The organism is Pseudomonas sp. 008 (genome assembly GCF_016861935.1).
In the GTDB taxonomy this organism is placed as follows: Bacteria; Pseudomonadota; Gammaproteobacteria; order Pseudomonadales; family Pseudomonadaceae; genus Aquipseudomonas.
Window position 1 is genome coordinate 207,792 of the sequence record NZ_BOMA01000007.1, and the last position, 22,509, is coordinate 230,300.

Consider the following 22,509-nt stretch of genomic DNA (forward strand, 5'->3'; position numbering starts at 1 on the left):
GCGGGAAAATGAGCGGGGAATCAGCCTTCGACAACAGCGAGAATCTCGTTCTCAGCCATGATCACCAGGTCTTCGCCATCGACTTTCACAGTGTTGCTGCCGGAGTACGGGCCGAACACCACCTTGTCACCCACTTTCACGGACAGTGCACGCACTTCGCCGTTGTCCAGCACTTTGCCTGGGCCTACAGCTAGGACTTCACCCTGGTTTGGCTTCTCAGCAGCCGAACCTGGCAGGACGATACCGCCAGCGGTTTTCTTTTCTTCTTCGCTGCGACGGATAACGACGCGGTCATGCAGAGGACGAAGCTTCATTGTCGATCTCTCCTAATTGTGGTTTTCATCGGCCGGTGTAGTCCCGGCGGGTTTAACAAATCCGGCGGCGCCGGGTGCGGTTCGTCGAGCGAACCGCGGAAGTCTGTCTGGCGCAATTGCCAGAAACCTTGCGGTGACCGTTACATAAGGGCGCGCGAGCCTATTTCAAGGGCCGAGAGCGAAATTTTTACGTCGATACCCTGAAAATGAACACGGCACCCAAAGGTGCCGTGTCGATGGACATGTTACTTGGAGTCGCGGTGTTCGAACTCGCCTTCGATCACGTTAGGCTCACGGCCCAACGGCTGACGTGGAGCAGGACCGCCCCGCGGCTGAAGGTCATCGGCAAACGCACGCTGGCGCATCGCTTGTTCCTCGGCGCGCTGGCGCATTTTATTGGCCAGCAGTCGACGAGAGATCGGCAGCAACATAATCAGACCCAGCACGTCGGTGACGAAGCCCGGCAGAATCAGCAGACCACCCGCCAGGGCCAGCATCAGGCCTTCGAGCATGGTCTGGGCCGGCAACTCGCCGCGGCTCAAGCTTTCACGAGCGCGCAGCGCAGTAGCCAGACCGGCGATACGCAGCACGAACACGCCGAGCATCGAGCCGAGAATGATCAGCAGCAGGGCCGGGAAAAACCCGATCGCTGCGCTGACCTTGACGAATACGAACAGCTCCAACACCGGAAACAGTACAAAGAGCAACAAAAAAGGGCGCATCAAATGGTTCCTCAACGCAAGTAAGCCTTGCCAGTGTTCCTTAGATGACGTCGCCGTTTCGTGAATTCAAGCATCGGCCACTTGATTTTTCGGCCAATGTTCGGCGTGAGCCAGGAAAACCAAGGCTTCCCGGACTTGTGTCGGCGTATTACAAGGCGCTTGAAACGGCAGCCAGTAGAGCCCCTGGCCGATGCGCAAGTGCATGCCTTCGCTGTCGATGCCGACCAATTGCGCCGGCACGGTTTTCGGCAAGCCCGCCAGGTCGACATAGTGGGCGATGGCTTTGGCGTGATCGGCATTCATGTGCTCGACCATGCTCACTTCGGCCTTGCCGGCGAACGGGTTGGCGAGGGTCAGTTGGTCGACCCAGTGAATCGCGCCGAAGCCGCCGATGTAACGGTGGCGTACCGGTTTGAGCACCCAGAAATCGAAATCGTGGGCCTTGTGATAGTTCTGCGAATCCGGGAAATAGCGGTAGTAACGCTCGGCTGCTGCTTCGATGGCTGCGGTGTCCTCGAGTTTTTCCCCTTCGGCCAGGTAGGTCAGCCGACCAACGGCTTGCACGTCTTCGGCCTCGCGTTCACCCACCAGCAGCGAGCATTTCGGATCCTTCAGCAGGTTGTGAGTGTGCTGTGCGATGCGGCTGATAAGGATCAGCGGCCGGCCCTGTTCGTCCAGACAGTACGGAACCACGGAGCCAAACGGGAAACCGGGCATCGCTTTGGAGTGCGTCGAGAGCACTCCACGGTATTCCTTGAGAAGCAATTCTCGGGCATGCTTAGCCACTACAACGCTCAATTTATGACTCCTTATATAGATTCCGTCGAAAAAACGGACAGGCGTCTGGGTGAAAGTTCCAGTACGCCACAGGGGCAGTTCTCATGTGCAGCCAGGCCACATCAGGCTCAGATCGAGAGGCCCTCTAGAAGGAGAAACACTCCGATCGGCTATGGGGCTATGCGAATGCAACTCACTGACAAAGTAATCATTATCACCGGCGGTTGCCAGGGTTTAGGCCGCTCCATGGCCGAGTATCTTGCAGGTCGTGGCGCCAAGCTGGCCCTGGTGGACCTGAACCAGGAAAAACTCGACGCCGCCGTCGCCGCTTGCAAGGCCAAGGGTGTCGAGGCCCGTGCCTACTTGTGCAACGTCGCCGATGAAGAGCAAGTGACCCACATGGTCAGCCAGGTGGCCGACGATTTCGGCGCGATCCATGGCCTGATCAACAACGCCGGCATTTTGCGTGACGGCCTGTTGCTGAAGGTCAAGGATGGCGAAATGACCAAGATGAGCCTGGCCCAATGGCAAGCGGTGATCGACGTCAATCTGACCGGCGTGTTCCTGTGCACCCGTGAAGTCGCGGCAAAAATGGTCGAGCTGAACAACAGCGGCGCGATCATCAATATCTCGTCGATCTCACGCGCCGGCAATATCGGCCAGACCAACTACTCCGCCGCCAAGGCCGGTGTCGCTGCGGCGACCGTGACCTGGGCCAAGGAACTGGCGCGCTACGGGATTCGCGTGGCGGGCATTGCGCCGGGCTTCATCGAAACTGAAATGACCCTGAGCATGAAACCTGAAGCGCTGGAAAAGATGACTTCCGGGATTCCGCTCAAGCGCATGGGCAAACCCGAAGAGATCGCCCAGTCGGCGGCCTACATTTTCGAGAATGACTACTACACCGGTCGGATTCTGGAGCTGGATGGCGGGTTGCGTATCTAAAGCAATATCAAAAGATCGCAGCCTCGCTTCGCTCGACAGCTCCTACATGGATTGGCTTACACCTGTAGGAACTGTCGAGCGAAGCGAGGCTGCGATCTCTTTTCAGTGATTTAATCGTCGCTGACGGTAATGTTCGGCATCGCCGGCGTCGCGGCTTCCTGCAACACGATCCGCGCGCCGACATGACGGGCCAGTTCCTGGTAAACCATCGCAATCTGGCTGTCAGGCTCGGCGATCACCGTTGGCTTGCCGCCATCGGCCTGTTCGCGGATCAGCATCGACAGCGGCAACGAAGCCAACAGTTCGACACCATACTGGTTGGCCAGCTTCACACCGCCGCCCTCACCGAACAAATGCTCGGCATGCCCGCAGTTGGAGCAGATGTGCACGGCCATGTTTTCGACCACACCCAGCACCGGGATGTTGACCTTGCGGAACATTTCCACGCCCTTGCGCGCATCCAGCAATGCCAGATCCTGCGGGGTGGTCACGATCACCGCACCGGCCACCGGGACTTTTTGCGCCAGGGTCAACTGGATGTCGCCGGTGCCTGGCGGCATGTCGATGACCAGGTAATCCAGGTCGCCCCAGGCCGTTTGCGTGACCAGTTGCAACAAGGCGCCGGACACCATCGGCCCACGCCAGACCATCGGCGTGTTGTCGTCGGTCAGGAAGGCCATGGACATCACTTCGACGCCATGAGACTCGATCGGAATGAACCATTTCTGATCCTTGACCTGAGGACGGGTGCCTTCAGGGATGCCGAACATGATGCCCTGGCTCGGACCGTAGATGTCCGCGTCGAGAATCCCCACTTTGGCACCTTCACGAGCCAACGCGAGCGCCAGGTTGGCGGCCGTGGTGGATTTGCCCACGCCCCCCTTGCCAGACGCCACGGCCACCACGTTTTTGACGTTGGCCAACCCCGGAATCTGTGCCTGGGCCTTGTGCGCGGTAATCACGCTGGTGATCTCGACGCGGGCAGTGACCACGCCGTCCAGGCCCTCGATGGCCAGCTGCAACAACTGCGCCCAGCCACTCTTGAACAGACCGGCGGCGTAACCCAGCTCCAGCTGGACGCTGACGCGATCGCCCTGGATATCGATGCTGCGCACGCACCCGGCGCTGACCGGGTCCTGGTTCAGATAAGGGTCGGTGTATTGGCGAAGGACGGCTTCCACCGCTGCGCGATTGACGGCGCTCATGGGCAACTCCGATAGCAAGACTGGAAAATCAGGCGGGTATCCTAACCGTTCTATCGCCTGGACGGGATGCTTTCAGAATATGACAAATATCTTATGGCCGGCGGGTACAAAGGTCCGTGGAGGCTGGCCGTGGGGGTGAAAAATATGCGCCGGCGCTTTATAGTGGCCGACCTCCGTTTCATCAAGTAGCCGAGCCCCATGTCCGAGCCACGCAAGATCCTCGTCACCAGCGCCCTGCCCTATGCCAATGGTTCGATCCACCTCGGCCATATGCTGGAATACATCCAGACCGATATGTGGGTGCGCTTCCAGAAGCATCGCGGTAACCAATGCATTTATGTCTGCGCCGACGACGCCCACGGTTCGGCCATCATGCTGCGCGCAGAAAAGGAAGGCATCACCCCGGAACAACTGATCGCCAACGTCCAGGCTGAACACAGCGCCGACTTTGCCGAGTTCCTGGTGGACTTCGACAACTTCCACTCCACTCACGCCGAAGAAAACCGTGAGCTGTCGAGCCAGATCTACCTGAAGCTGCGCGACGCCGGGCACATCGCCACGCGCTCGATCACGCAGTACTTCGACCCGGAAAAGAAAATGTTCCTGGCCGACCGCTTCATCAAGGGCACCTGCCCGAAATGCGGCACCGAAGACCAGTACGGCGACAACTGCGAAAAATGCGGTGCAACCTACGCGCCGACCGACCTCAAAGATCCGAAGTCGGCAATCTCCGGCGCCACGCCGGTGCTCAAGGATTCCCAGCACTTCTTCTTCAAGCTGCCGGACTTCCAGGAAATGCTGCAAGCCTGGACCCGCAGCGGCACGTTGCAAGATGCCGTGGCCAACAAGATCGCCGAATGGCTGGACGCCGGCCTGCAACAGTGGGACATCTCCCGCGATGCGCCGTACTTCGGCTTCGAAATTCCTGATGAGCCAGGCAAGTACTTCTACGTGTGGCTGGACGCGCCGATCGGCTACATGGCCAGCTTCAAGAACCTGTGCAACCGTACGCCTGCACTTGATTTCGACGCGTTCTGGGGCAAGGACTCCACCGCCGAGCTGTACCACTTCATCGGCAAGGACATCGTCAACTTCCACGCCCTGTTCTGGCCAGCGATGCTCGAAGGCGCCGGTTTCCGTAAACCGACCGGCATCAACGTGCACGGCTACCTGACCGTCAACGGTCAGAAGATGTCCAAGTCCCGCGGCACCTTCATCAAGGCCCGGACCTATCTGGATCACCTGTCGCCGGAATACCTGCGCTACTACTACGCAGCCAAGCTGAGCCGTGGCGTCGATGACCTGGACCTGAACCTCGAAGACTTCGTGCAGAAGGTCAACTCGGACCTGGTCGGCAAAGTCGTCAACATCGCCAGCCGTTGCGCCGGTTTCATCAACAAAGGCAACGCTGGCGTGCTGGTGGCCGGCAACGCCGCGCCGGAGCTGACCGAAGCGTTCCTGGCCGCAGCACCGAGCATCGCCGAAGCCTACGAGGCGCGTGACTTCGCCCGGGCCATGCGCGAAATCATGGGCCTGGCCGACCGAGCCAACGCCTGGATCGCCGACAAGGCACCGTGGTCGCTGAACAAACAGGAAGGCAAGCAGGATGAAGTCCAGGCCATCTGCGCCTTGGGCATCAACCTGTTCCGCCAACTGGTGATTTTCCTCAAGCCGGTGCTGCCGCTGCTGGCCGCCGATGCCGAGGCGTTCCTCAACGTCGCACCGCTGACCTGGAACGACCACGCCACCTTGCTCAGCAACCATCAGCTGAACGAGTTCAAACCGTTGATGACCCGCATCGACCCGGTAAAAGTGCAAGCCATGACCGACGCCTCGAAAGAAGACCTGACCGCCAGCCAGACCGACACCGGCGAAGCTGCCGCGCCTCAAGGCAACGGCGAACTGGCCAAGGATCCGCTGTCGCCGGAGATCGAGTTCGATACCTTTGCCGCGGTCGACCTGCGCGTCGCCCTGATCCTCAAGGCCGAAGCCGTCGAAGGGGCCGACAAACTGCTGCGCCTGACCCTGGACATCGGTGACGAGCAACGCAACGTGCTCTCCGGAATCAAGAGCGCCTACCCGGACCCGGCCAAGCTTGAAGGTCGCCTGACCATGATGATTGCCAACCTCAAGCCGCGCAAAATGAAATTCGGGATCTCCGAAGGCATGGTGATGGCGGCCGGCCCTGGTGGCGAAGAAATCTACCTGCTGAGCCCCGACAGTGGCGCCAAGCCAGGTCAGCGCATCAAGTAAGGTCCTGCGCTAAACCGATCCCACAGTCGTGCCCGGCGCGACTGTGGGATTTTCATATCTGGCCCACCCTCCTTCCTTGCCGGATAATGCCTAATCTCTTTTTAGAGAGTTCTTTTTAGAGAGCCCTTTCTAGAGAGCCCCTTAAGAAAGCCCTGTTCTTACCGGCACGATCATGACCGAACTGCTTCTTACGCTTATCAGCGCTGCCCTGATCAACAACCTCGTGTTGCACTGGCCGCTGGGCGTCGATCCGGTGCTGGGCAGCGAGCGGCGACAGGTGCATGCATTGGGCATCGCGACGACGTGCCTGATGCTGATCGTCGGCACGCTCGGCCATGCGCTCTACCACTGGCTGCTGGTGCCGCTGGGGCTGACGTCGCTGCGACTGTTTGTATTCCTGCCGCTGAGCGTTCTGCTGATCGGCCCGCTGCTGAAGCTGCTTCCACGGTTATTCGCCAAGCTTTCATTCGAGGGGCTCTGGCCCCTGCTGCTGGGCAATGCCGGCGTGCTTGGGCTGACGTTGCTCAATGCTCAGGACGACAAGGGATTTTTCCACGCCATAGCCCTGAGCCTCGGTGCCGGGCTGGGTTTCTGGCTGGTGCTGAGCCTGTTCAGCGACTTGCGCCAACGCACACTCGATAACGATGTCCCCCTGCCCTTTCGCGGCCTGCCGATCGAATTGATCAGCGCCGGATTGATCGCGGTGGTTTTTCTCGGATTCAGCGGGTTGATCAAAACATGAGTCTGATTCAACGCATCGATGCCCTCTTGCCGCAGACTCAATGCGGCAAGTGTGGCCACCCCGGATGCAAACCCTACGCCGAAGGCATCGCCAGCGGCGAGCCGATCAACAAGTGCCCTCCGGGCGGCAGCGAAACCATCGCGGCCCTGGCCGAGCTGCTGAAAGTGCCGGTGCTGGAACTGGACGTCAGTCGCGGCTCGGCACCGGCGCAAATCGCGTACATCCGCGAGGCCGAATGCATCGGCTGCACCAAATGCATTCAGGCCTGCCCAGTCGACGCGATTGTCGGCGCGGCGAAATTCATGCACACGGTCATCGTCGACGAATGCACCGGTTGCGACCTCTGCGTGGCGCCCTGCCCGGTGGATTGCATCGAGATGCATCCGCTACCGCTGGCCACGCTGCCGATTGTCGGTGGGCTGGCGTTCAGCCTGGAGGAGCAACAGGCCCGGGCCGCCAAGCGCAACCGCGCGCGACGTCGCTTCGAACAGCGCAATGCCCGCCTACATCGCGAAGAGCAACAGAAACTCGCCGAACGTCAGGCCCGCGCCCAACGCGCCGTGCAGCACAGTGAAGTGACGCTCGACCCGGTTCAGGCCGCGCTCGAGCGCGTGCGGGCGCAGAAGGCCGCCAATGCCGATGCGGCGCTGAAAAAGGCCAAGGTCGATCTGGCCATGAGTCGAGCGCAGTTGAACAAGTCGCTCAAGGCCTTCGGGCATCCACCGACCTTCGAACAGCAATCGCAACTGATCGTGCTGCAACAGCAGTTCGAAGCTGCCGAGCAGGCGCTGTTGCTGCTGGAAAGCAGTGCACCGGTGGTAGCTACTCCACCTGTTCCGACTAACGATGCCGAGCTGAAACGGGCGAAGATCCAGTTGGCCATGCGCCGCGCCGAACTCAAGAAGGCTCAAACAAACGAAGCGTCGGCCGAACAGATCGCAGCATTGCAACATGCGCTCAGCGAAGCCGAGCGGCAGGTGGATGCCTATGCCGCCCCTTGAATCGGTGGACGAACGCCTTCAGCAGGCCATGAAGCTGGTGTTGCTGGCCACCCTGCCGGGAATGCTGATGTTGTTCTGGCTGTACGGTTGGGGCGTGTTGATCAACCTGATTCTGACGGCAGCTACCGCGCTGGCCGTTGAAGCAGCGGTGTTGCAGCTGCGCAAGCAACCTGTAAAACCGACAGTGAGCGATGGCAGTGCGCTGGTCAGCGCGACCCTGTTGGCCCTGGCCTTGCCGCCTTATTGCCCGTGGTGGCTGACGGTCAGCGCTGCGGCATTCGGACTTTTTTTCGGCAAGCACCTGTATGGCGGCGTCGGCAGGAATCCGTTCAACCCGGCGATGCTCGGTTTCGCCCTGGCTTTAGTGACATTTCCCCAGCAAATGACCCATTGGCCGTCGTCCCATGGCATGGACTTTCTCGCTGGCCTGCAACAAGTGTTCGGCTTCAACCTCGGCCAGACGCCAGACGCGTGGGCCCAGGCCACCGCGCTGGACAGCCTGCGAATCAACAAAAGCCTGACCATGGACGAACTGTTTACCGGCAACCCGGCATTCGGCCATTTCGGCGGCCGGGGCGTGGAATGGGTCAACCTGGCCTTCCTGGCTGGCGGCGCGTTTCTGCTGCAACGACGGGTGTTCAGCTGGCATGCGCCGGTCGGCATGCTCGCCAGCCTGTTCGTCATCAGCCTGTTGTGCTGGAACGGTTCGGGCTCCGATTCCCATGGCTCGCCACTCTTCCATCTGCTCACCGGCGCGAGCATGCTGGGTGCCTTCTTCATCGTGACGGAACCGGTATCCGGCGCAAAACCCCCCACGGCCCGGTTGCTGTTCGGCGCCGGAGTGGGGCTGCTGACTTACCTGATCCGCACGTGGGGCGGCTATCCCGACGGGGTGGCCTTTGCCGTCCTGCTGATGAACCTCTGTGTACCGGCGCTGGAGCGGTTTGCTGCCTCCAGACAAGCGCAGGTCAGCCCATGAACCGAGCAACCAGCGTTGTGACCCTGGTATTACTGGCAGGCCTGGGGACAGGCGCGACTTACCTCGCGCAGCACACCAGCGCCGCACGCATTGCCGCCGAACAACGCCTGATCGACAGCCGCAATTTGCTGGATCTGCTAGCGCCCGACAGCTACGACAATCAGCCACTGGAACACCCCCTCAGCGTCGAAAAAACTCGCCTGCCCAACAGCACGCTGCTAAATGGCTACCTGGCGTCCAAGGCCGGCCAACCGAGCGCCGTGTTGCTGCGCAGCCAGACACTGGGCTACGCCGGCGCCATCGATTTGCTGATCGCCATCGACCCCCATGGCACGTTGCTGGGGGTCAAAACCCTCAAGCAATCGGAAACCCCGGGGCTGGGCGGCAAGCTCGCCGACTGGCCCAATGCCTGGCTGCAAGTGTTTACCGGCAAGTCTCTAGGCGAACCAGGCGACACTGGCTGGGCCTTGAAAAAGGACCAAGGGCAATTCGATCAGATCGCGGGCGCGACCATCACCTCAAGAGCGGTGATCAATGCCACCCACGATGCATTGCGTTACTTCGATGAACACCGGCAACCGCTGATCGGGAGCAGTGCCCATGAATAAGTCATCGACCCTGCAGAACTCGCTGATGCTTGCGCCTCTGATCGGCGTCACTGATTCGTTGGTAACGGCCCTGGGCCTGTGGCTGATGTTCGCTCTGGTGCTCAGTGTCTATGACGTGAGCATGGGTATCTTGCGCTCACGACTGATTCCGGCAACCCATTTACTGGCCTGCCTCCTGCTGGCTGCCACACTGACCAGTTGTGCGGAACTCGCCACGCAAGCCTGGTCGCTTCAATGGCACCAGCATCTGGGGTTCTATACCGGATTGATCGCCTTGCAATGCGTGGTGCTGGAACATAACGGTTTTTTCCAGGGCACAAGGCGTGACCGCCTGCGCCTGTGCGGCCTGTTTGGCGCCTTGATGATTGGCCTGGGCCTGCTGCGCGAGCTCATCGGCAACGGGACACTGGGTAGCCATCTGCCCTGGCTGACCGGTGCTGTACAACCGGACTGGCAAGGTTGGGTGCTCACCGCTGACGGAGGCCTGCGCTTGGCCACGCTGGCCCCCGGCGGGTTTATTCTGCTGGGGCTGCTGATCGCCGCACGTCAGGCCTGGACCCGCCCCACCCCCACATTGACCTCCTTCGAGGAAACGCATCGCCCATGAATGCCGCAAAACGTCTGGAAATTTTCCGCAGGTTTCACGAAGACAATCCTGAACCGAAGACCGAGCTGGCCTATTCCTCGCCGTTCGAACTGCTGATCGCCGTGATTCTCTCGGCGCAATCGACCGATGTCGGCGTCAACAAGGCCACCGCCAAACTGTTTCCGGTGGCCAATACGCCGGCGGCGATTTATGCCTTGGGCGTCGAAGGATTGTCGGAGTACATCAAGACCATCGGCCTGTATAACAGCAAAGCAAAAAACGTGATCGAAACCTGTCGCTTGCTGGTAGAGCGCCATGGCGGTGAGGTGCCGCAGACCCGCGAAGCGCTGGAAGCGTTGCCCGGCGTCGGCCGCAAGACCGCCAATGTGGTGCTCAATACCGCCTTTCGTCAGCTGACCATGGCCGTGGACACCCACATTTTCCGGGTCAGCAACCGTACCGGCATTGCTCCGGGCAAGAATGTGGTCGAGGTGGAGCAGAAACTGATGAAATTCGTGCCGAAGGAGTATCTGCTCGACGCCCATCACTGGCTGATTCTCCACGGACGCTACGTTTGCCTGGCCCGCAAGCCGCGTTGTGGCAGCTGCCGGATCGAGGACTTATGCGAATACAAGCAAAAGACCTCGGACGATTGAGGCTCTATTAGTTTTATTGATTAGCCGATTGAAAAAATCTTTTTTACCCGCCGGGAAATTGTCGATATAAGGAGCGCCAAAGGCAGTCTTAGCCTGGAGTTAACCTTATGAGCACTGGCAAAGAGCAATTGGACGTAGAAGACGACTTCACCCCCGTTGAGGCCGATGACGCAGAACCGGTGGTGGAAGTAGCGAAGACCAACCTGAGCAAACGCCGCACCATCGACAATCTGCTGGAGGAGCGCCGACTGCAAAAGCAATTGGCCGATTACGATTTTGACCTATGACACCTAAAAGCCTCCCGAAACGGAGGCTTTTTACTAAGTGCCCATCCCCGACAAACGCCCGCTCATCGCCCCTCGTCAAACGCTGGCGTACTCATACCAGGCCATTACGTTGAGCCAATTCAATAAGATCGACCAGTGAGCGAGCATTGAGCTTTAGCAACAGGCGAGTCTTGTAAGTACTGACGGTTTTATTGCTGAGGAACATCCCATCGGCGATTTCCTTGTTTGTCTTACCTCGGGCCAACTGCTGCAGGACCATCATTTCCCGCCCGGACAAACGATCCACCATATCGGCCTCACTGGCATTCCCAAGACTGGAGCGCACAGTATGCAGCGCCTGATTAGGGAAGTAGCTATAACCTGACAGTACCGCCTTTATTGCACTGAGCAACTCAGTAAGGTCCTGTTGTTTACAGACATATCCGGCGGCACCCGATTGCATACAGCGCATGGAAAAATGCCCTGGAGCCTGGGACGTCAATATCAGCACTTTAAGAGGCATCGCCGCTGATGTCAGGCGCGCGATAACTTCCAACCCATCCAGCTTCGGTATTCCAATATCCAGGATAACGATATCCGGCATAAGTTCACGAGCAAGTTGCAATGCATCCACGCCATTGTCTGTTTCTGCAATGACTTCGTAGCCATGACGCTCCATTAGCATACGTACCGCAAGACGAATGACGGGGTGATCATCCACGATCAGCACTTTATTCATGGGCAAGTCCAATTTTCGCTGTTCGAATTTTTAGAGCCCGCACCATAGCCTAGTCGTTTCACCCATGGCATGCCGTCCCCCTCGACCACTCGCACCGAGAGACATCACCTACAAACAACACGGATTATTCCTACAAGAAATCATTGCACACGATGAGCCAGAGATTTTATTGGCCGAACACTGCTAATCGCCTCGACAGTTTCTTTGTAACAATTCACACCCCAAAAAACAGGGTTCAACGCCCTTGGTCCGACAGACCGCGACTATTAAGCTACCCTTAAAGGTAACGAGTATCTTGCAGAATCTTACATAACCCGGCCCGAACGGCTCGAAAAACCTTACACACAGCAACACTTCAGAAGCCAAACAAACCCACGCAACTTTAAAACAAATAAACAGACATACCCAGACCCAGAACAATGCAGCTACTATATCAATTTCAACCACACAACAAAAAAACTTAAAATAACAAAAACAAAAACAACACATCCATACATGCATCACCGCCAAAACACACCCTATAAACCAACAGAGAAAAAGATAATATCTAATGAGTAAAAAACATGATAAAACTCAAAAAAAGAATCACCAACCCCATGACAATCATTGCAATATTTGCAGCACTGTCCGAAACATCAGCTGCTGTATCGCTGCCCTTTCTTGACCACAAGGAGAGAGAACTCTACATCTGGTTTCTGATCAGCTTTCCCTTTTATTTGCTTTTTCTTTTCTTCGCCACACTTAACTTCAATTATCGATCGCTTTACGCGCCCTCCGATTTCGAGAAGGGAAAGCATTTTATAAAAGTCATGGACAACGCTGATCACTCTGGAAACAGCACTTCCAGTGTGTCGCCTGAACGCTCGGTCCAACACCATGTGCAGTTGCCCGCACCGCTAAAGGATCTGCACATCATTGATGCACGCTGGATAACCAAAAAAATGGGGTTCAGCGCCCTGATGGAGAGTATCCAGCACGCTCCGGATAATCCTGCACACGTGATCGTATTTCTCACGTGCGCCGATTCGGAGGTAGTGCTGAAGGACAGCGCGCTCAAACACTGGAAACAACTAAAGAAACGCAGCAACGCAACGTTCTGTGTTTCTTACAATTTGAGCTCACATGGCGTGACGATCATGGGCTAGGTTTTGACCCGTCGCACAGAGCAAGGCAGCCCTTGAAGTGAGATCAAAGGCAGGCAGCAGAGGGAACGGTTAGAAGAAACCAGCAGAAAGCGAAACGTAATATGCAGCAGCCCTTTTTCAGAACTGTGGCCTTGTCATCGACAAGGCCACAGTTCCATTACCGCATCAAAGGTCTCAGAACAGCTTGCGGCCTTTGTTCGCCGCGATACGCATGCGCAAGGCGTTGAGCTTGATGAAGCCCGCCGCATCGGCCTGGTTGTAGGCACCGCCATCTTCCTCGAAGGTCGCGATGTTGGCGTCGAACAACGACTCGTCGGACTTGCGTCCGGTGACGATCACGTTGCCCTTGTACAGTTTCAGGCGCACTACGCCGTTCACGTGGGCCTGGGAAGCATCGATCATCTGTTGCAGCATCAGACGCTCTGGGCTCCACCAGTAACCGGTGTAGATCAGACTGGCGTATTTAGGCATCAGCTCGTCTTTGAGGTGAGCCACTTCGCGGTCCAGGGTGATCGATTCGATCGCACGGTGAGCGCGCAGCATGATGGTGCCGCCAGGCGTCTCATAGCAGCCACGGGACTTCATGCCCACATAGCGGTTCTCGACGATATCCAGACGGCCGATACCATGTTCGCCACCGATACGGTTCAAGGTCGCCAGCACGGTGGCCGGGGTCATTTCGACGCCGTCCAGCGCAACGATGTCGCCGTTACGGTAGGTCAGTTCCAGGTACTGTGGTTTGTCAGGAGCGTTCTCCGGGGAGACGGTCCAGCGCCACATGTCTTCTTCGTGCTCGGTCCAGGTGTCTTCCAGCACGCCACCTTCATAGGAGATGTGCAGCAGGTTGGCATCCATCGAGTACGGGGATTTTTTCTTGCCGTGACGCTCGATCGGAATCGCGTGCTTCTCGGCGTAGTCCATCAGCTTCTCACGGGACAGCAGGTCCCATTCGCGCCATGGAGCGATCACTTTCACGCCTGGCTTCAAGGCGTAGGCGCCCAGTTCGAAACGAACCTGGTCGTTGCCCTTGCCGGTCGCGCCGTGGGAAATGGCGTCAGCACCGGTTTCGTTGGCGATTTCGATCAGACGTTTGGCGATCAACGGACGAGCGATGGAAGTACCCAGCAGGTACTCGCCTTCGTAAACGGTATTGGCGCGGAACATCGGGAACACGAAATCACGCACGAATTCTTCGCGCAGATCGTCGATATAGATTTCTTTTACGCCCATGGCCTGTGCCTTGGCGCGGGCCGGCTCGACCTCTTCGCCCTGACCCAGGTCAGCGGTGAAGGTCACTACTTCACAGTTATATGTATCCTGCAGCCACTTGAGGATCACCGAAGTGTCCAGGCCGCCGGAATACGCCAGAACGACCTTGTTTACGTCCGCCATGCCATCACTCCACGGGGTTCTACGGAAAGCTGTCAAGTCTACCGCTCATGCAGGATAATTTACAGAGGCGCGACAGCTTATGACGACGAAGCGACAGATTATGTCGAGCGAGCGACGAATTCAGCAGGTTCAGGAGGTCGTCGCGCTGCTCGCGGCGGCGGTGGCTTGAGGCGCAGGCTTCTCGGTCGGTGCGACCCGTTCGAGGCGTACGGCAACCCGGCGATTCTTAGCCCGGTTGGCGGCATTGTTGTTGGGCGCCAGCGGATAGCGCTCACCGTGAAAACGCAGGGTGATCTGCGATTCCTGCACACCATTGGCCTTGAAGAAATCCATCACCGCCAGCGCCCGGCGTCGTGACAGTTCACGGTTGGTCAGGCGGTTGCCACTGTTATCGGAATGGCCGTCGAGTTCAATGTGGTTGACCGTCGGATCGGCCTTCATGAACTCCAGCATGACCTGCAACTGGGCCTTGGCCCTGGCATCGAGATCGATACCCTCCCCCGGGAAGCCGACCTCGGATTGCTTCACTTGCTCGAAATTCTGTGGCAACAACTTGGCGACGCAACCCTGATAGTCACCATAGGCCTTGCTGAACTTGACCGGCAGCAGACGCACTTCAGACACCCGACCGTCGCCCGATGAGTGTCGAACGACCGGGCTGCGCCCCTCCATCAACCCGCTGATCAGGCGCCCGGCCTGCACTTGCGAGCTGTTGAACAGCACGTTGCCACTACCGATTCTCACCGACCCCAGGTTAATGTCGCCACGCCCCGGCTGCCATGGCGCAGCCGCCGCCAGCAAGGTGGCGGAACCCCCACCGATCATTGAGTTGTACGCCTTCAGACGAAATGTCGCCTGCTCTCCGGCGCGCCGCACAAACTCACCCGAACCGAAATCAGTGATCGGTTGAGTCAGGCGGCATTCGAACTTGTCACCTTCGACCGTCCACTCGATGCTCTCCAGGCGAGTCTGGAAAGTGAGCGCCATCGCGGGAAGGCTGGCAAACACACTGAGCAAGGCTAAATAACGCTGGCGCACGGGAGGCTCCACTGGCTTCTACGACAAAAAGACCGACACACATATTCACGGCCTGCCTGTTGGGTATCGGAAGCTTGCCGTAAAACTTGATAGCGAGTGCCTGGAAGAGTCTTTTCCGGTAGCATTCCCCTGAGTTTGACCCGCCTGGAATTCCCTCATGTCCGACCGCCTGACCCTGCTGCGTCCCGACGACTGGCACATTCATCTTCGCGATGGTGCCGTGTTGACCAATACCGTCGCGGATGTCGCGCGCACCTTTGGTCGCGCCATCATCATGCCCAACCTGGTACCTCCGGTGCGCAACGCTGCTGAAGCCGATGGCTATCGCCAGCGGATTCTCGCCGCACGTCCGGCCGGCAGCCGTTTCGAACCGCTGATGGTTCTGTACCTGACCGACCGCACCCAGCCCGAAGAAATTCGTGAGGCCAAGGCCAGCGGTTTCATTCACGCCGCCAAGCTGTACCCGGCCGGCGCGACCACCAACTCGGACTCTGGCGTCACCAGCATCGACAAGATTTTCCCTGCACTGGAGGCCATGGCCGAAGTCGGGATGCCCTTGCTGGTTCACGGTGAAGTCACCCGTGGCGATATCGACGTTTTCGATCGGGAAAAAATCTTCATCGATGAGCACATGCGTCGCGTGGTCGAGCGTTTCCCGACGCTCAAAGTGGTGTTCGAACACATCACCACCGCCGATGCCGTGCAGTTCGTCAACGCGGCTTCGGCCAACGTTGGCGCCACCATCACCGCGCATCACCTGCTGTACAACCGCAACCACATGCTGGTGGGCGGGATTCGGCCGCACTTCTACTGCCTGCCGATCCTCAAGCGCAATACCCACCAGGAAGCGCTGCTCGACGCCGCCACCAGTGGCAGCGACAAGTTCTTCCTCGGCACCGACTCGGCCCCCCATGCCCAGCACGCCAAAGAAGCGGCTTGCGGCTGTGCCGGTTGCTACACCGCTTATGCCGCGATCGAGATGTATGCCGAAGCCTTCGAACAGCGTAATGCGCTGGACAAGCTCGAAGCCTTCGCCAGCCTCAATGGCCCGCGTTTCTATGGTCTGCCGGCGAACACCGATCGCATCACCCTGGTCCGCGAAGAGTGGACCGCCCCAACCAGCCTGCCATTTGGCGAGCTGACCGTTATCCCGCTGCGCGCCGGTGAAAAACTGCGCTGGCGCCTGCTGGAGGAACACGCGTGAGTGAAGACCATTTCGACGACGAACAGGACGGTCAAGGCGGTGGAGGTGGTCCTCGTCATCCAATGGCTGCCAGATTCCGTGGTTACCTGCCGGTTGTCGTCGACGTAGAGACCGGTGGCTTCAACTCGGCCACCGACGCCCTGCTGGAAATTGCTGCAACCACCATCGCCATGGATGAAAAAGGGTTTGTGTACCCCGATCACACCTACTTCTTCCGGGTAGAGCCATTCGAAGGCGCCAACATCGAAGCAGCAGCCTTGGAGTTCACCGGGATCAAGCTCGATCACCCGTTGCGCATGGCAGTGAGTGAAGAAGCGGCGCTGACCGATATCTTCCGCGGCATTCGCAAGGCCCTGAAGGCCAACGGTTGCAAACGGGCGATTCTGGTCGGCCACAACAGCAGCTTCGACCTGGGTTTCCTTAACGCGGCAGTCGCGCGCCTGGACATGAAACGTAACCCGTTTCACCCGTTCTCCAGCTTCGACACCGCGACCCTTGCCGGTCTGGCCTATGGCCAAACCGTACTGGCCAAGGCCTGTCAGGCAGCGGACATCGACTTCGACGGTCGCGAGGCTCATTCGGCTCGCTACGATACCGAGAAAACCGCCGAGCTGTTCTGCGGCATCGTCAATCGCTGGAAACAGATGGGCGGCTGGGAAGACTACAACGACTGAGTCTGGTCGCCGGTTTATCTCGCCCATAAAAAAACCGGCCTCAGGCCGGTTTTTTATTGCCGGACGCCTGGCTTACAGCGCAGCAGCGTGCTCGGTCAGGTAAGCCGCAACGCCTTCTGGCGAAGCGTTCATGCCTTTGTCGCCTTTTTTCCAGTTGGCAGGGCAAACTTCGCCGTGCTCTTCGTGGAATTGCAGAGCGTCAACCAGACGGATCAGCTCTTCCATGTTACGGCCCAGCGGCAGGTCGTTGATGATCTGCGAGCGGACAACGCCTTTGTCGTCGATCAGGAACGCACCACGGAAAGCCACGCCGTCAGCGGACTGAACGTCGTAAGCCTTCATGATTTCCTGCTTGATGTCAGCAGCCATGGTGTAACGAACCTGGCCGATACCGCCATTGTTCACCGGGGTGTTGCGCCACGCGTTGTGGGTGAAGTGCGAGTCGATCGAAACGGCGACCACTTCAACGTTGCGTGCCTTGAAGTCAGCCATGCGGTTGTCCAGAGCGATCAGCTCGGACGGGCAAACGAAGGTGAAGTCCAGTGGGTAGAAGAACACCAGGCCGTATTTGCCTTTGATGGCCGAGGACAGGGTGAAGCTGTCTACGATTTCGCCATTGCCGAGTACGGCCGGTACGGTGAAGTCAGGGGCTTGTTTGCCTACGAGTACGCTCATTGGATATCTCCTGGTGTAATAACGTTGAAGAACAGGGCTCATGCCAGCCTGTCACCCTCAGGCGACAGCCCTGTGACACGAACCTCCTTCGCAAAAGGCCGACCATCATACACCGCGTTTTTCGCCTGTCCTTAGCGGTTTTTTTCTGGCGGGCAAAATGGCCGCTGCTATTTTTTTTCACAAGGCGCGAGAGGAAACCGTTCGTCAGTCAAAGGCCCTTATGACAAAAAGCCTTCAGAAACCACTTTGACAATCATTCTCGTTAACATTAAGATCCATCGCAATTGAGTCACAACCAGCGACGGTTCTCACTTATGTATGTCTGCCTCTGCACTGGCGTCACCGACGGTCAAATCCGCGATGCAATCTATGAAGGTTGCTGCAGCTACAAAGAAGTCCGTCTGGCTACCGGCGTAGCCGGCCAATGCGGCAAATGCGCTTGCCTGGCCAAGGAAGTAGTGCGTGAAACACTGGGCAAACTGCAAACGGCCCAGGCGGCGATCCCCTACCCCGTAGAATTTACAGCTGCATAACTACCGTATTTCGAAGAACCGGACTTGATGTCCGGTTTTTTTATGTCTGGAAATCAATCGCTTAGGGCCTAGACGCGGAACACAAACATTCTTATTCCGATTAATTTTCATTTAAGTTTCAATAACTTAGGTTTGACACTGTTAATTACGCGGCTCAAACTCCGCCTTATATACAGCTAATACAGGGCAGGACTCCCACCATGAAAGGCGACGTTACAGTCATCCAGCATCTCAACAAAATCCTTGGCAATGAACTGGTCGCGATCAATCAGTATTTCCTGCATGCGCGCATGTATGAAGATTGGGGCCTGAACAAGCTCGGCAAGCACGAGTACCACGAATCCATCGACGAGATGAAGCACGCTGACAAGCTGATCAAGCGCATCCTGTTCCTTGAAGGCCTGCCGAACGTCCAGGACCTGGGCAAGCTGCACATCGGCGAACACACCAAGGAAATGCTTGAGTGCGACTTGAAGATCGAACGCGACGGCCATGCCGACCTGAAAGTCGCTATCGCTCATTGCGAAACCGTCGGCGACTTCGGTAGCCGTGAACTGCTCGAAGACATTCTTGAATCCGAAGAAGAACATATCGACTGGCTGGAAACCCAGCTGGGCCTGATCGATAAAGTCGGCCTCGAGAACTATCTGCAATCGCAGATGGGCGAAGAGTAAGTTCTACGCCGCTAACCCCGACGCAATAAAAAGCCCCGCTCTCTTTACAGAGGCGGGGCTTTTTACGTGCGCTCTTGTAGGAGCGAGGCTCGCCCGCGAAGAACGATGACGCGGTGTATCTGCAGAAGCGCGGCGCCTGCTTCGCGGGCAAGCCTCGCTCCTACAGGTACCGAATCAGGCTTCGGTCTTGGCAGCGGCGGCTTTGGCGGCGGCGTCTTTGATCAGTGCCTGCAACGAACCGTCGGCAGACATTTCAGTCATGATGTCGCTACCACCAACCAGCTCACCGGCAACCCACAGTTGTGGGAAGGTTGGCCAGTTGGCGTACTTTGGCAGGTTGGCGCGGATTTCCGGGTTCTGCAGGATATCCACATAGGCAAACTTTTCACCACAGGCCATCACAGCCTGGGCGGCTTTCGCGGAAAACCCACACTGCGGGGCATTCGGCGAGCCTTTCATGTAAAGCAGAATGGTGTTGTTGGCAATCTGCTCTTTAATCGTTTCGATGATATCCATGGAGCACCTCGGCTGAACTTTCCGACTCAGTGGTCGGCACGGTGGCGCATTGTAACGGAAACCCGAGCGCCATGCTCGGCCTCCCCGACAGACATGTTCACGCCGCCGCCACGGTCACCGGCACGCCGTTCAATGCCGCATTGCCCGACAACTCATCGAGTTGACATTCGTCAGTCAGGTCATTGGCGCTGGAACCTGGCTGGCCACTGGCAATCGTCATCTGCACGCCCGGTCGCGCATGGCCCCAACCGTGGGGCAGGCTGACCACTCCTTTCATCATATCGAGGCTGGCGACCACTTCAACCTCGATCACGCCGACCCGTGAACTGACGCGCACCCGCTGCCCATCGCTGAGCCCGCGGCTGGCCAGGTCGTCCGGGTGCATCAACAGTTGATGGCGCGGCTTGCCCTTCACCAGGCGGTGATAGTTGTGCATCCATGAGTTGTTGCTGCGCACATGGCGGCGACCGATCATCAGCAACTGATCGGCGGCTGGTGCTTGCAACGCCGCAAAGCGCGCCAGATCGGCGAGGATCTCCACAGGCGCCGCCTGGACGCGCTGATTGGCCGTCTTCAGACGAGGCGTCAAATTGGGCTTGAGCGCGCCGAGATCGACACCGTGAGGGTGATCGAACAAGGTCGCCAGCGACAGTTTGTGCTCTGAAGCATCGCCATACAGGCCCATCCGCAGCCCCCGGTCGATCATCTGCGCCGGCGCAATGGTCGGTTTCAGCTCCTTGCCGGTCTTCGCCGCAAAGGCCTTGGCCAGCCCCACGAAGATCTCCCAGTCATGCAGCGCGCCTTGCGGCTTGGCGAGAATCGCCCGGTTGAAACGGGTGACGTTGCGCACCGCGAACATATTGAACGTGGTGTCGTAATGATCGTTTTCCAGCGCCGAAGTCGACGGCAGGATCAGGTCGGCATAACGCGTGGTTTCATTGATGTACAGGTCGACGCTGACCATGAACTCCAGCCCGTCCAGCGCCTGCTCCAGCTGTCGGCCATTGGGCGTGGACAACACCGGATTACCCGCCACGGTGATCAGCGCACGGACCTGCCCTTCCCCTTCGGTGAGCATCTCTTCGGCCAGCGCCGACACCGGCAACTCGCCACCGTATTCAGGACGCCCGGACACGCGGCTTTGCCACAGATTGAAATGGCCGCCCGACGTGGACGCCACCAGGTCCACCGCCGGCTCGGTGCACAACGCACCGCCGACACGATCAAGGTTGCCGGTCACCAGATTGATCAATTGCACCAGCCAATGGCACAAGGTGCCGAAGGCCTGGGTCGAGACGCCCATGCGGCCATAGCAGACCGCCGTCGGGGCTGCCGCGAAGTCCCGCGCCAGTTGACGGATCTGTTCGGCGGGTACTGCGCACAGCGGGCTCATGGCCTCGGCAGTGAAACCTGCGATCGCCTTACGCACTTCATCCAGACCATCGACCGGCAAATGACTGTCGCGGGTCAGGCCTTCAGCGAATAACGTATTGAGCAGCCCGAACAACAGCGCCGCATCGCCGCCGGGGCGCACGAACAGATGCTGATCGGCAATCGCCGCCGTTTCGCTGCGACGCGGATCGACCACCACCACTTTGCCACCCCGGGCCTGAATCGCCTTGAGGCGCTTCTCCACATCCGGCACGGTCATGATGCTGCCGTTGGAGGCCAGCGGATTGCCGCCCAGGATCAACATGAAATCGGTGTGATCGATGTCCGGGATCGGCAATAGCAAGCCGTGGCCGTACATCAAATGACTGGTCAGGTGATGGGGCAACTGATCGACCGACGTCGCGGAAAACCGGTTACGGGTTTTCAACAGGCCGAGGAAGTAATTGCTGTGGGTCATCAACCCGTAGTTGTGCACGCTGGGGTTGCCCTGATAGACCGCCACCGCGTTCTGCCCGTGACGCTCCTGAATCGCCGCCAGGCGTTCGGCTACAAGGCTGAACGCATCTTCCCACTCGATAGGCTGCCACTCGCTACCCACTCGCTGCATCGGCTGACGCAGGCGATCCGGGTCGTTCTGAATGTCTTGCAGGGCCACCGCCTTGGGGCAGATATGCCCACGGCTGAAGCTGTCCTGAGGGTCGCCCTTGATCGAGGTGATCTGCACGCCGCTGCCTTCGACTTCGGTGGTTTCGATGGTCAGGCCGCAGATAGCTTCACACAGGTGGCACGCACGGTGATGGAGAGTCTTGGTCATGGCCAGTCTCTGTTTTGTTCTGGGCGGGCAATGTCGGCCGCGGGAACAAAACTATGGCGCGTGACTTGCCACCGCGCCAGCGACGTTCGTCTTGTGAATCGACGACCATCAGGCAGGCCGATGGCAGCAAGGGGATCAGTTCGGCGGCGCCTGCAACTGGATTTCCTCAATGGTTTCTATCTGCTCGTGGGCGACATGCACGCCGGTGAGTTCGCCGATCAGCCGCCAATGCTCGTCGAGCCCGGCGCTGATGGTGGCCATGCGGTCGATCATGCGCCGGCCAGCCGCCTTCGTGACTTCGTCCTCACTGCGCATCAACTCGAAAGACATCGAGGTCATGGAAGCCGTGAGGTGGGTCAGAGAGCGTGCCGTAAGGCCAAGTAGCTCCATCAATAGCTGTTCTTTCGATTCCATTCCTGAGGCTTCCTGCGTCGCTCGTGCTTTAGTTATAACCCAGCACTTTGCATTAGCAAATGTTTCAGACCAGACACATTGCCCGCCAAAAGCTCGAATGACAGGTCAAAAACCGACTGCCAATATGTCGCCCACGCCCTGTCTGATTGCCAAGCCCGGCGAGCCCAGTGTACAAATGGTGAGCTGCTGTCAGGACACAGGCTTCAAAAGCGCTACCGCGGTCACCCCGTAGCCTCTCTGAAATC

General features: G+C 58.4%; 25 protein-coding genes. 14 read left to right on the forward strand and 11 right to left on the reverse strand.

Features of this window, described 5'->3' with window-relative positions; translation table 11 throughout:
* Nucleotides 1-20: 20 nt before the first annotated feature.
* The 3 genes from JUI81_RS16580 to JUI81_RS16590 all read right to left on the reverse strand — a co-directional run bounded on the left by JUI81_RS16580 (nt 21) and on the right by JUI81_RS16590 (nt 1,834).
* A complete protein-coding gene (locus JUI81_RS16580; protein ID WP_018926588.1) occupies nt 21-314 on the reverse strand; it encodes a co-chaperone GroES in 294 nt (97 codons plus the stop codon).
* A gap of 245 nt (nt 315-559) precedes the next feature.
* A complete protein-coding gene (locus tag JUI81_RS16585; protein ID WP_018926589.1) occupies nt 560-1,036 on the reverse strand; it encodes an FxsA family protein in 477 nt (158 codons plus the stop codon).
* Nucleotides 1,037-1,102: 66 nt separating this feature from the next.
* Nucleotides 1,103-1,834 (reverse strand): HugZ family protein, encoded by a 732-nt coding sequence (locus tag JUI81_RS16590; protein WP_026286457.1) that lies wholly within the window; start codon nt 1,832-1,834, stop codon nt 1,103-1,105.
* A gap of 165 nt (nt 1,835-1,999) precedes the next feature.
* Here JUI81_RS16590 and JUI81_RS16595 point away from each other — a divergent pair, with 165 nt between their 5' ends.
* Nucleotides 2,000-2,758, forward strand: coding sequence for an SDR family oxidoreductase (locus tag JUI81_RS16595; RefSeq protein WP_018926591.1), 759 nt, complete (start codon nt 2,000-2,002; stop codon nt 2,756-2,758).
* A gap of 110 nt (nt 2,759-2,868) precedes the next feature.
* On the opposite strand, the gene apbC is transcribed toward JUI81_RS16595, so the two are convergent.
* The gene (gene apbC, locus JUI81_RS16600) at nt 2,869-3,963 is read right to left on the reverse strand and encodes an iron-sulfur cluster carrier protein ApbC (RefSeq protein WP_204124678.1); all 1,095 of its coding nucleotides are present in this window, start codon (nt 3,961-3,963) and stop codon (nt 2,869-2,871) included.
* A 198-nt stretch (nt 3,964-4,161) separates the two neighbouring features.
* Between apbC and metG the strand changes: the two genes are divergently transcribed.
* From metG to JUI81_RS16640, 8 genes are all read left to right on the forward strand, one after another.
* Nucleotides 4,162-6,216, forward strand: a complete 2,055-nt coding sequence (metG, locus tag JUI81_RS16605) for a methionine--tRNA ligase (protein WP_028939451.1) — start codon at nt 4,162-4,164, stop codon at nt 6,214-6,216.
* Nucleotides 6,217-6,388: 172 nt separating this feature from the next.
* Entirely contained in the window at nt 6,389-6,958 is a 570-nt protein-coding gene (locus tag JUI81_RS16610; protein WP_028939452.1) for an electron transport complex protein RnfA, read from the forward strand.
* A complete protein-coding gene (gene rsxB / locus JUI81_RS16615; protein ID WP_019581550.1) occupies nt 6,955-7,959 on the forward strand; it encodes an electron transport complex subunit RsxB in 1,005 nt (334 codons plus the stop codon). The genes JUI81_RS16610 and rsxB overlap by 4 nt, the downstream gene beginning before the upstream one ends.
* Nucleotides 7,946-8,938 (forward strand): RnfABCDGE type electron transport complex subunit D, encoded by a 993-nt coding sequence (locus tag JUI81_RS16620; protein ID WP_204124679.1) that lies wholly within the window; start codon nt 7,946-7,948, stop codon nt 8,936-8,938. Before rsxB ends, JUI81_RS16620 begins: the two co-directional genes overlap by 14 nt.
* Nucleotides 8,935-9,546: an RnfABCDGE type electron transport complex subunit G gene (locus JUI81_RS16625; RefSeq protein WP_019581552.1), complete on the forward strand. Its 612-nt coding sequence runs from the start codon at nt 8,935-8,937 to the stop codon at nt 9,544-9,546. The genes JUI81_RS16620 and JUI81_RS16625 overlap by 4 nt, the downstream gene beginning before the upstream one ends.
* The gene (locus JUI81_RS16630) at nt 9,539-10,153 is read left to right on the forward strand and encodes an Rnf-Nqr domain containing protein (RefSeq protein WP_019581553.1); all 615 of its coding nucleotides are present in this window, start codon (nt 9,539-9,541) and stop codon (nt 10,151-10,153) included. The genes JUI81_RS16625 and JUI81_RS16630 overlap by 8 nt, the downstream gene beginning before the upstream one ends.
* A complete protein-coding gene (gene nth / locus JUI81_RS16635; protein WP_018926600.1) occupies nt 10,150-10,788 on the forward strand; it encodes an endonuclease III in 639 nt (212 codons plus the stop codon). The genes JUI81_RS16630 and nth overlap by 4 nt, the downstream gene beginning before the upstream one ends.
* Nucleotides 10,789-10,895: 107 nt before the next feature.
* The gene (locus JUI81_RS16640; protein ID WP_007898493.1) at nt 10,896-11,075 is read left to right on the forward strand and encodes a PA3496 family putative envelope integrity protein; all 180 of its coding nucleotides are present in this window, start codon (nt 10,896-10,898) and stop codon (nt 11,073-11,075) included.
* Nucleotides 11,076-11,166: 91 nt separating this feature from the next.
* Here JUI81_RS16640 and JUI81_RS16645 read toward each other — a convergent pair whose 3' ends face one another.
* Nucleotides 11,167-11,793, reverse strand: a complete 627-nt coding sequence (locus JUI81_RS16645; protein WP_018926602.1) for a response regulator transcription factor — start codon at nt 11,791-11,793, stop codon at nt 11,167-11,169.
* A 563-nt stretch (nt 11,794-12,356) separates the two neighbouring features.
* Between JUI81_RS16645 and JUI81_RS16650 the strand changes: the two genes are divergently transcribed.
* Nucleotides 12,357-12,938 carry a hypothetical protein gene (locus tag JUI81_RS16650; protein ID WP_018926603.1) on the forward strand — a complete coding sequence of 194 codons (582 nt, stop codon included), beginning with the start codon at nt 12,357-12,359 and terminating at the stop codon, nt 12,936-12,938.
* Nucleotides 12,939-13,112: 174 nt separating this feature from the next.
* On the opposite strand, the gene JUI81_RS16655 is transcribed toward JUI81_RS16650, so the two are convergent.
* Both JUI81_RS16655 and JUI81_RS16660 read right to left on the reverse strand, forming a co-directional pair.
* Nucleotides 13,113-14,330 carry an argininosuccinate synthase gene (locus tag JUI81_RS16655; protein WP_007938916.1) on the reverse strand — a complete coding sequence of 406 codons (1,218 nt, stop codon included), beginning with the start codon at nt 14,328-14,330 and terminating at the stop codon, nt 13,113-13,115.
* Between the two features lie 129 nt (nt 14,331-14,459).
* Nucleotides 14,460-15,368 carry an OmpA family protein gene (locus JUI81_RS16660; RefSeq protein ID WP_018926605.1) on the reverse strand — a complete coding sequence of 303 codons (909 nt, stop codon included), beginning with the start codon at nt 15,366-15,368 and terminating at the stop codon, nt 14,460-14,462.
* Nucleotides 15,369-15,525: 157 nt separating this feature from the next.
* On the opposite strand from JUI81_RS16660, the gene pyrC reads away from it, so the two are divergent.
* Together pyrC and rnt are read left to right on the forward strand one after the other, a co-directional pair.
* Nucleotides 15,526-16,572: a dihydroorotase gene (pyrC, locus tag JUI81_RS16665; RefSeq protein ID WP_018926606.1), complete on the forward strand. Its 1,047-nt coding sequence runs from the start codon at nt 15,526-15,528 to the stop codon at nt 16,570-16,572.
* Nucleotides 16,569-17,246 carry a ribonuclease T gene (gene rnt, locus JUI81_RS16670; protein ID WP_007938919.1) on the forward strand — a complete coding sequence of 226 codons (678 nt, stop codon included), beginning with the start codon at nt 16,569-16,571 and terminating at the stop codon, nt 17,244-17,246. The genes pyrC and rnt overlap by 4 nt, the downstream gene beginning before the upstream one ends.
* A 72-nt stretch (nt 17,247-17,318) precedes the next feature.
* Here rnt and JUI81_RS16675 read toward each other — a convergent pair whose 3' ends face one another.
* The gene (locus JUI81_RS16675; RefSeq protein WP_007938920.1) at nt 17,319-17,921 is read right to left on the reverse strand and encodes a peroxiredoxin; all 603 of its coding nucleotides are present in this window, start codon (nt 17,919-17,921) and stop codon (nt 17,319-17,321) included.
* Nucleotides 17,922-18,235: 314 nt separating this feature from the next.
* Here JUI81_RS16675 and JUI81_RS16680 point away from each other — a divergent pair, with 314 nt between their 5' ends.
* On the forward strand, nt 18,236-18,454 hold the full coding sequence (locus JUI81_RS16680; RefSeq protein WP_018926608.1) for a bacterioferritin-associated ferredoxin: 219 nt from the start codon (nt 18,236-18,238) through the stop codon (nt 18,452-18,454).
* A gap of 200 nt (nt 18,455-18,654) precedes the next feature.
* Nucleotides 18,655-19,128, forward strand: a complete 474-nt coding sequence (gene bfr / locus JUI81_RS16685) for a bacterioferritin (protein WP_019581554.1) — start codon at nt 18,655-18,657, stop codon at nt 19,126-19,128.
* A 174-nt stretch (nt 19,129-19,302) separates the two neighbouring features.
* Here bfr and grxD read toward each other — a convergent pair whose 3' ends face one another.
* The 3 genes from grxD to JUI81_RS16700 form a co-directional block, all read right to left on the reverse strand.
* On the reverse strand, nt 19,303-19,644 hold the full coding sequence (gene grxD, locus JUI81_RS16690; protein WP_007938922.1) for a Grx4 family monothiol glutaredoxin: 342 nt from the start codon (nt 19,642-19,644) through the stop codon (nt 19,303-19,305).
* A gap of 97 nt (nt 19,645-19,741) precedes the next feature.
* Nucleotides 19,742-21,850 carry a molybdopterin oxidoreductase family protein gene (locus JUI81_RS16695; RefSeq protein WP_204124680.1) on the reverse strand — a complete coding sequence of 703 codons (2,109 nt, stop codon included), beginning with the start codon at nt 21,848-21,850 and terminating at the stop codon, nt 19,742-19,744.
* Between the two features lie 135 nt (nt 21,851-21,985).
* Nucleotides 21,986-22,264: a hypothetical protein gene (locus tag JUI81_RS16700; protein WP_007938924.1), complete on the reverse strand. Its 279-nt coding sequence runs from the start codon at nt 22,262-22,264 to the stop codon at nt 21,986-21,988.
* Between the last annotated feature and the right edge of the window lie 245 nt (nt 22,265-22,509).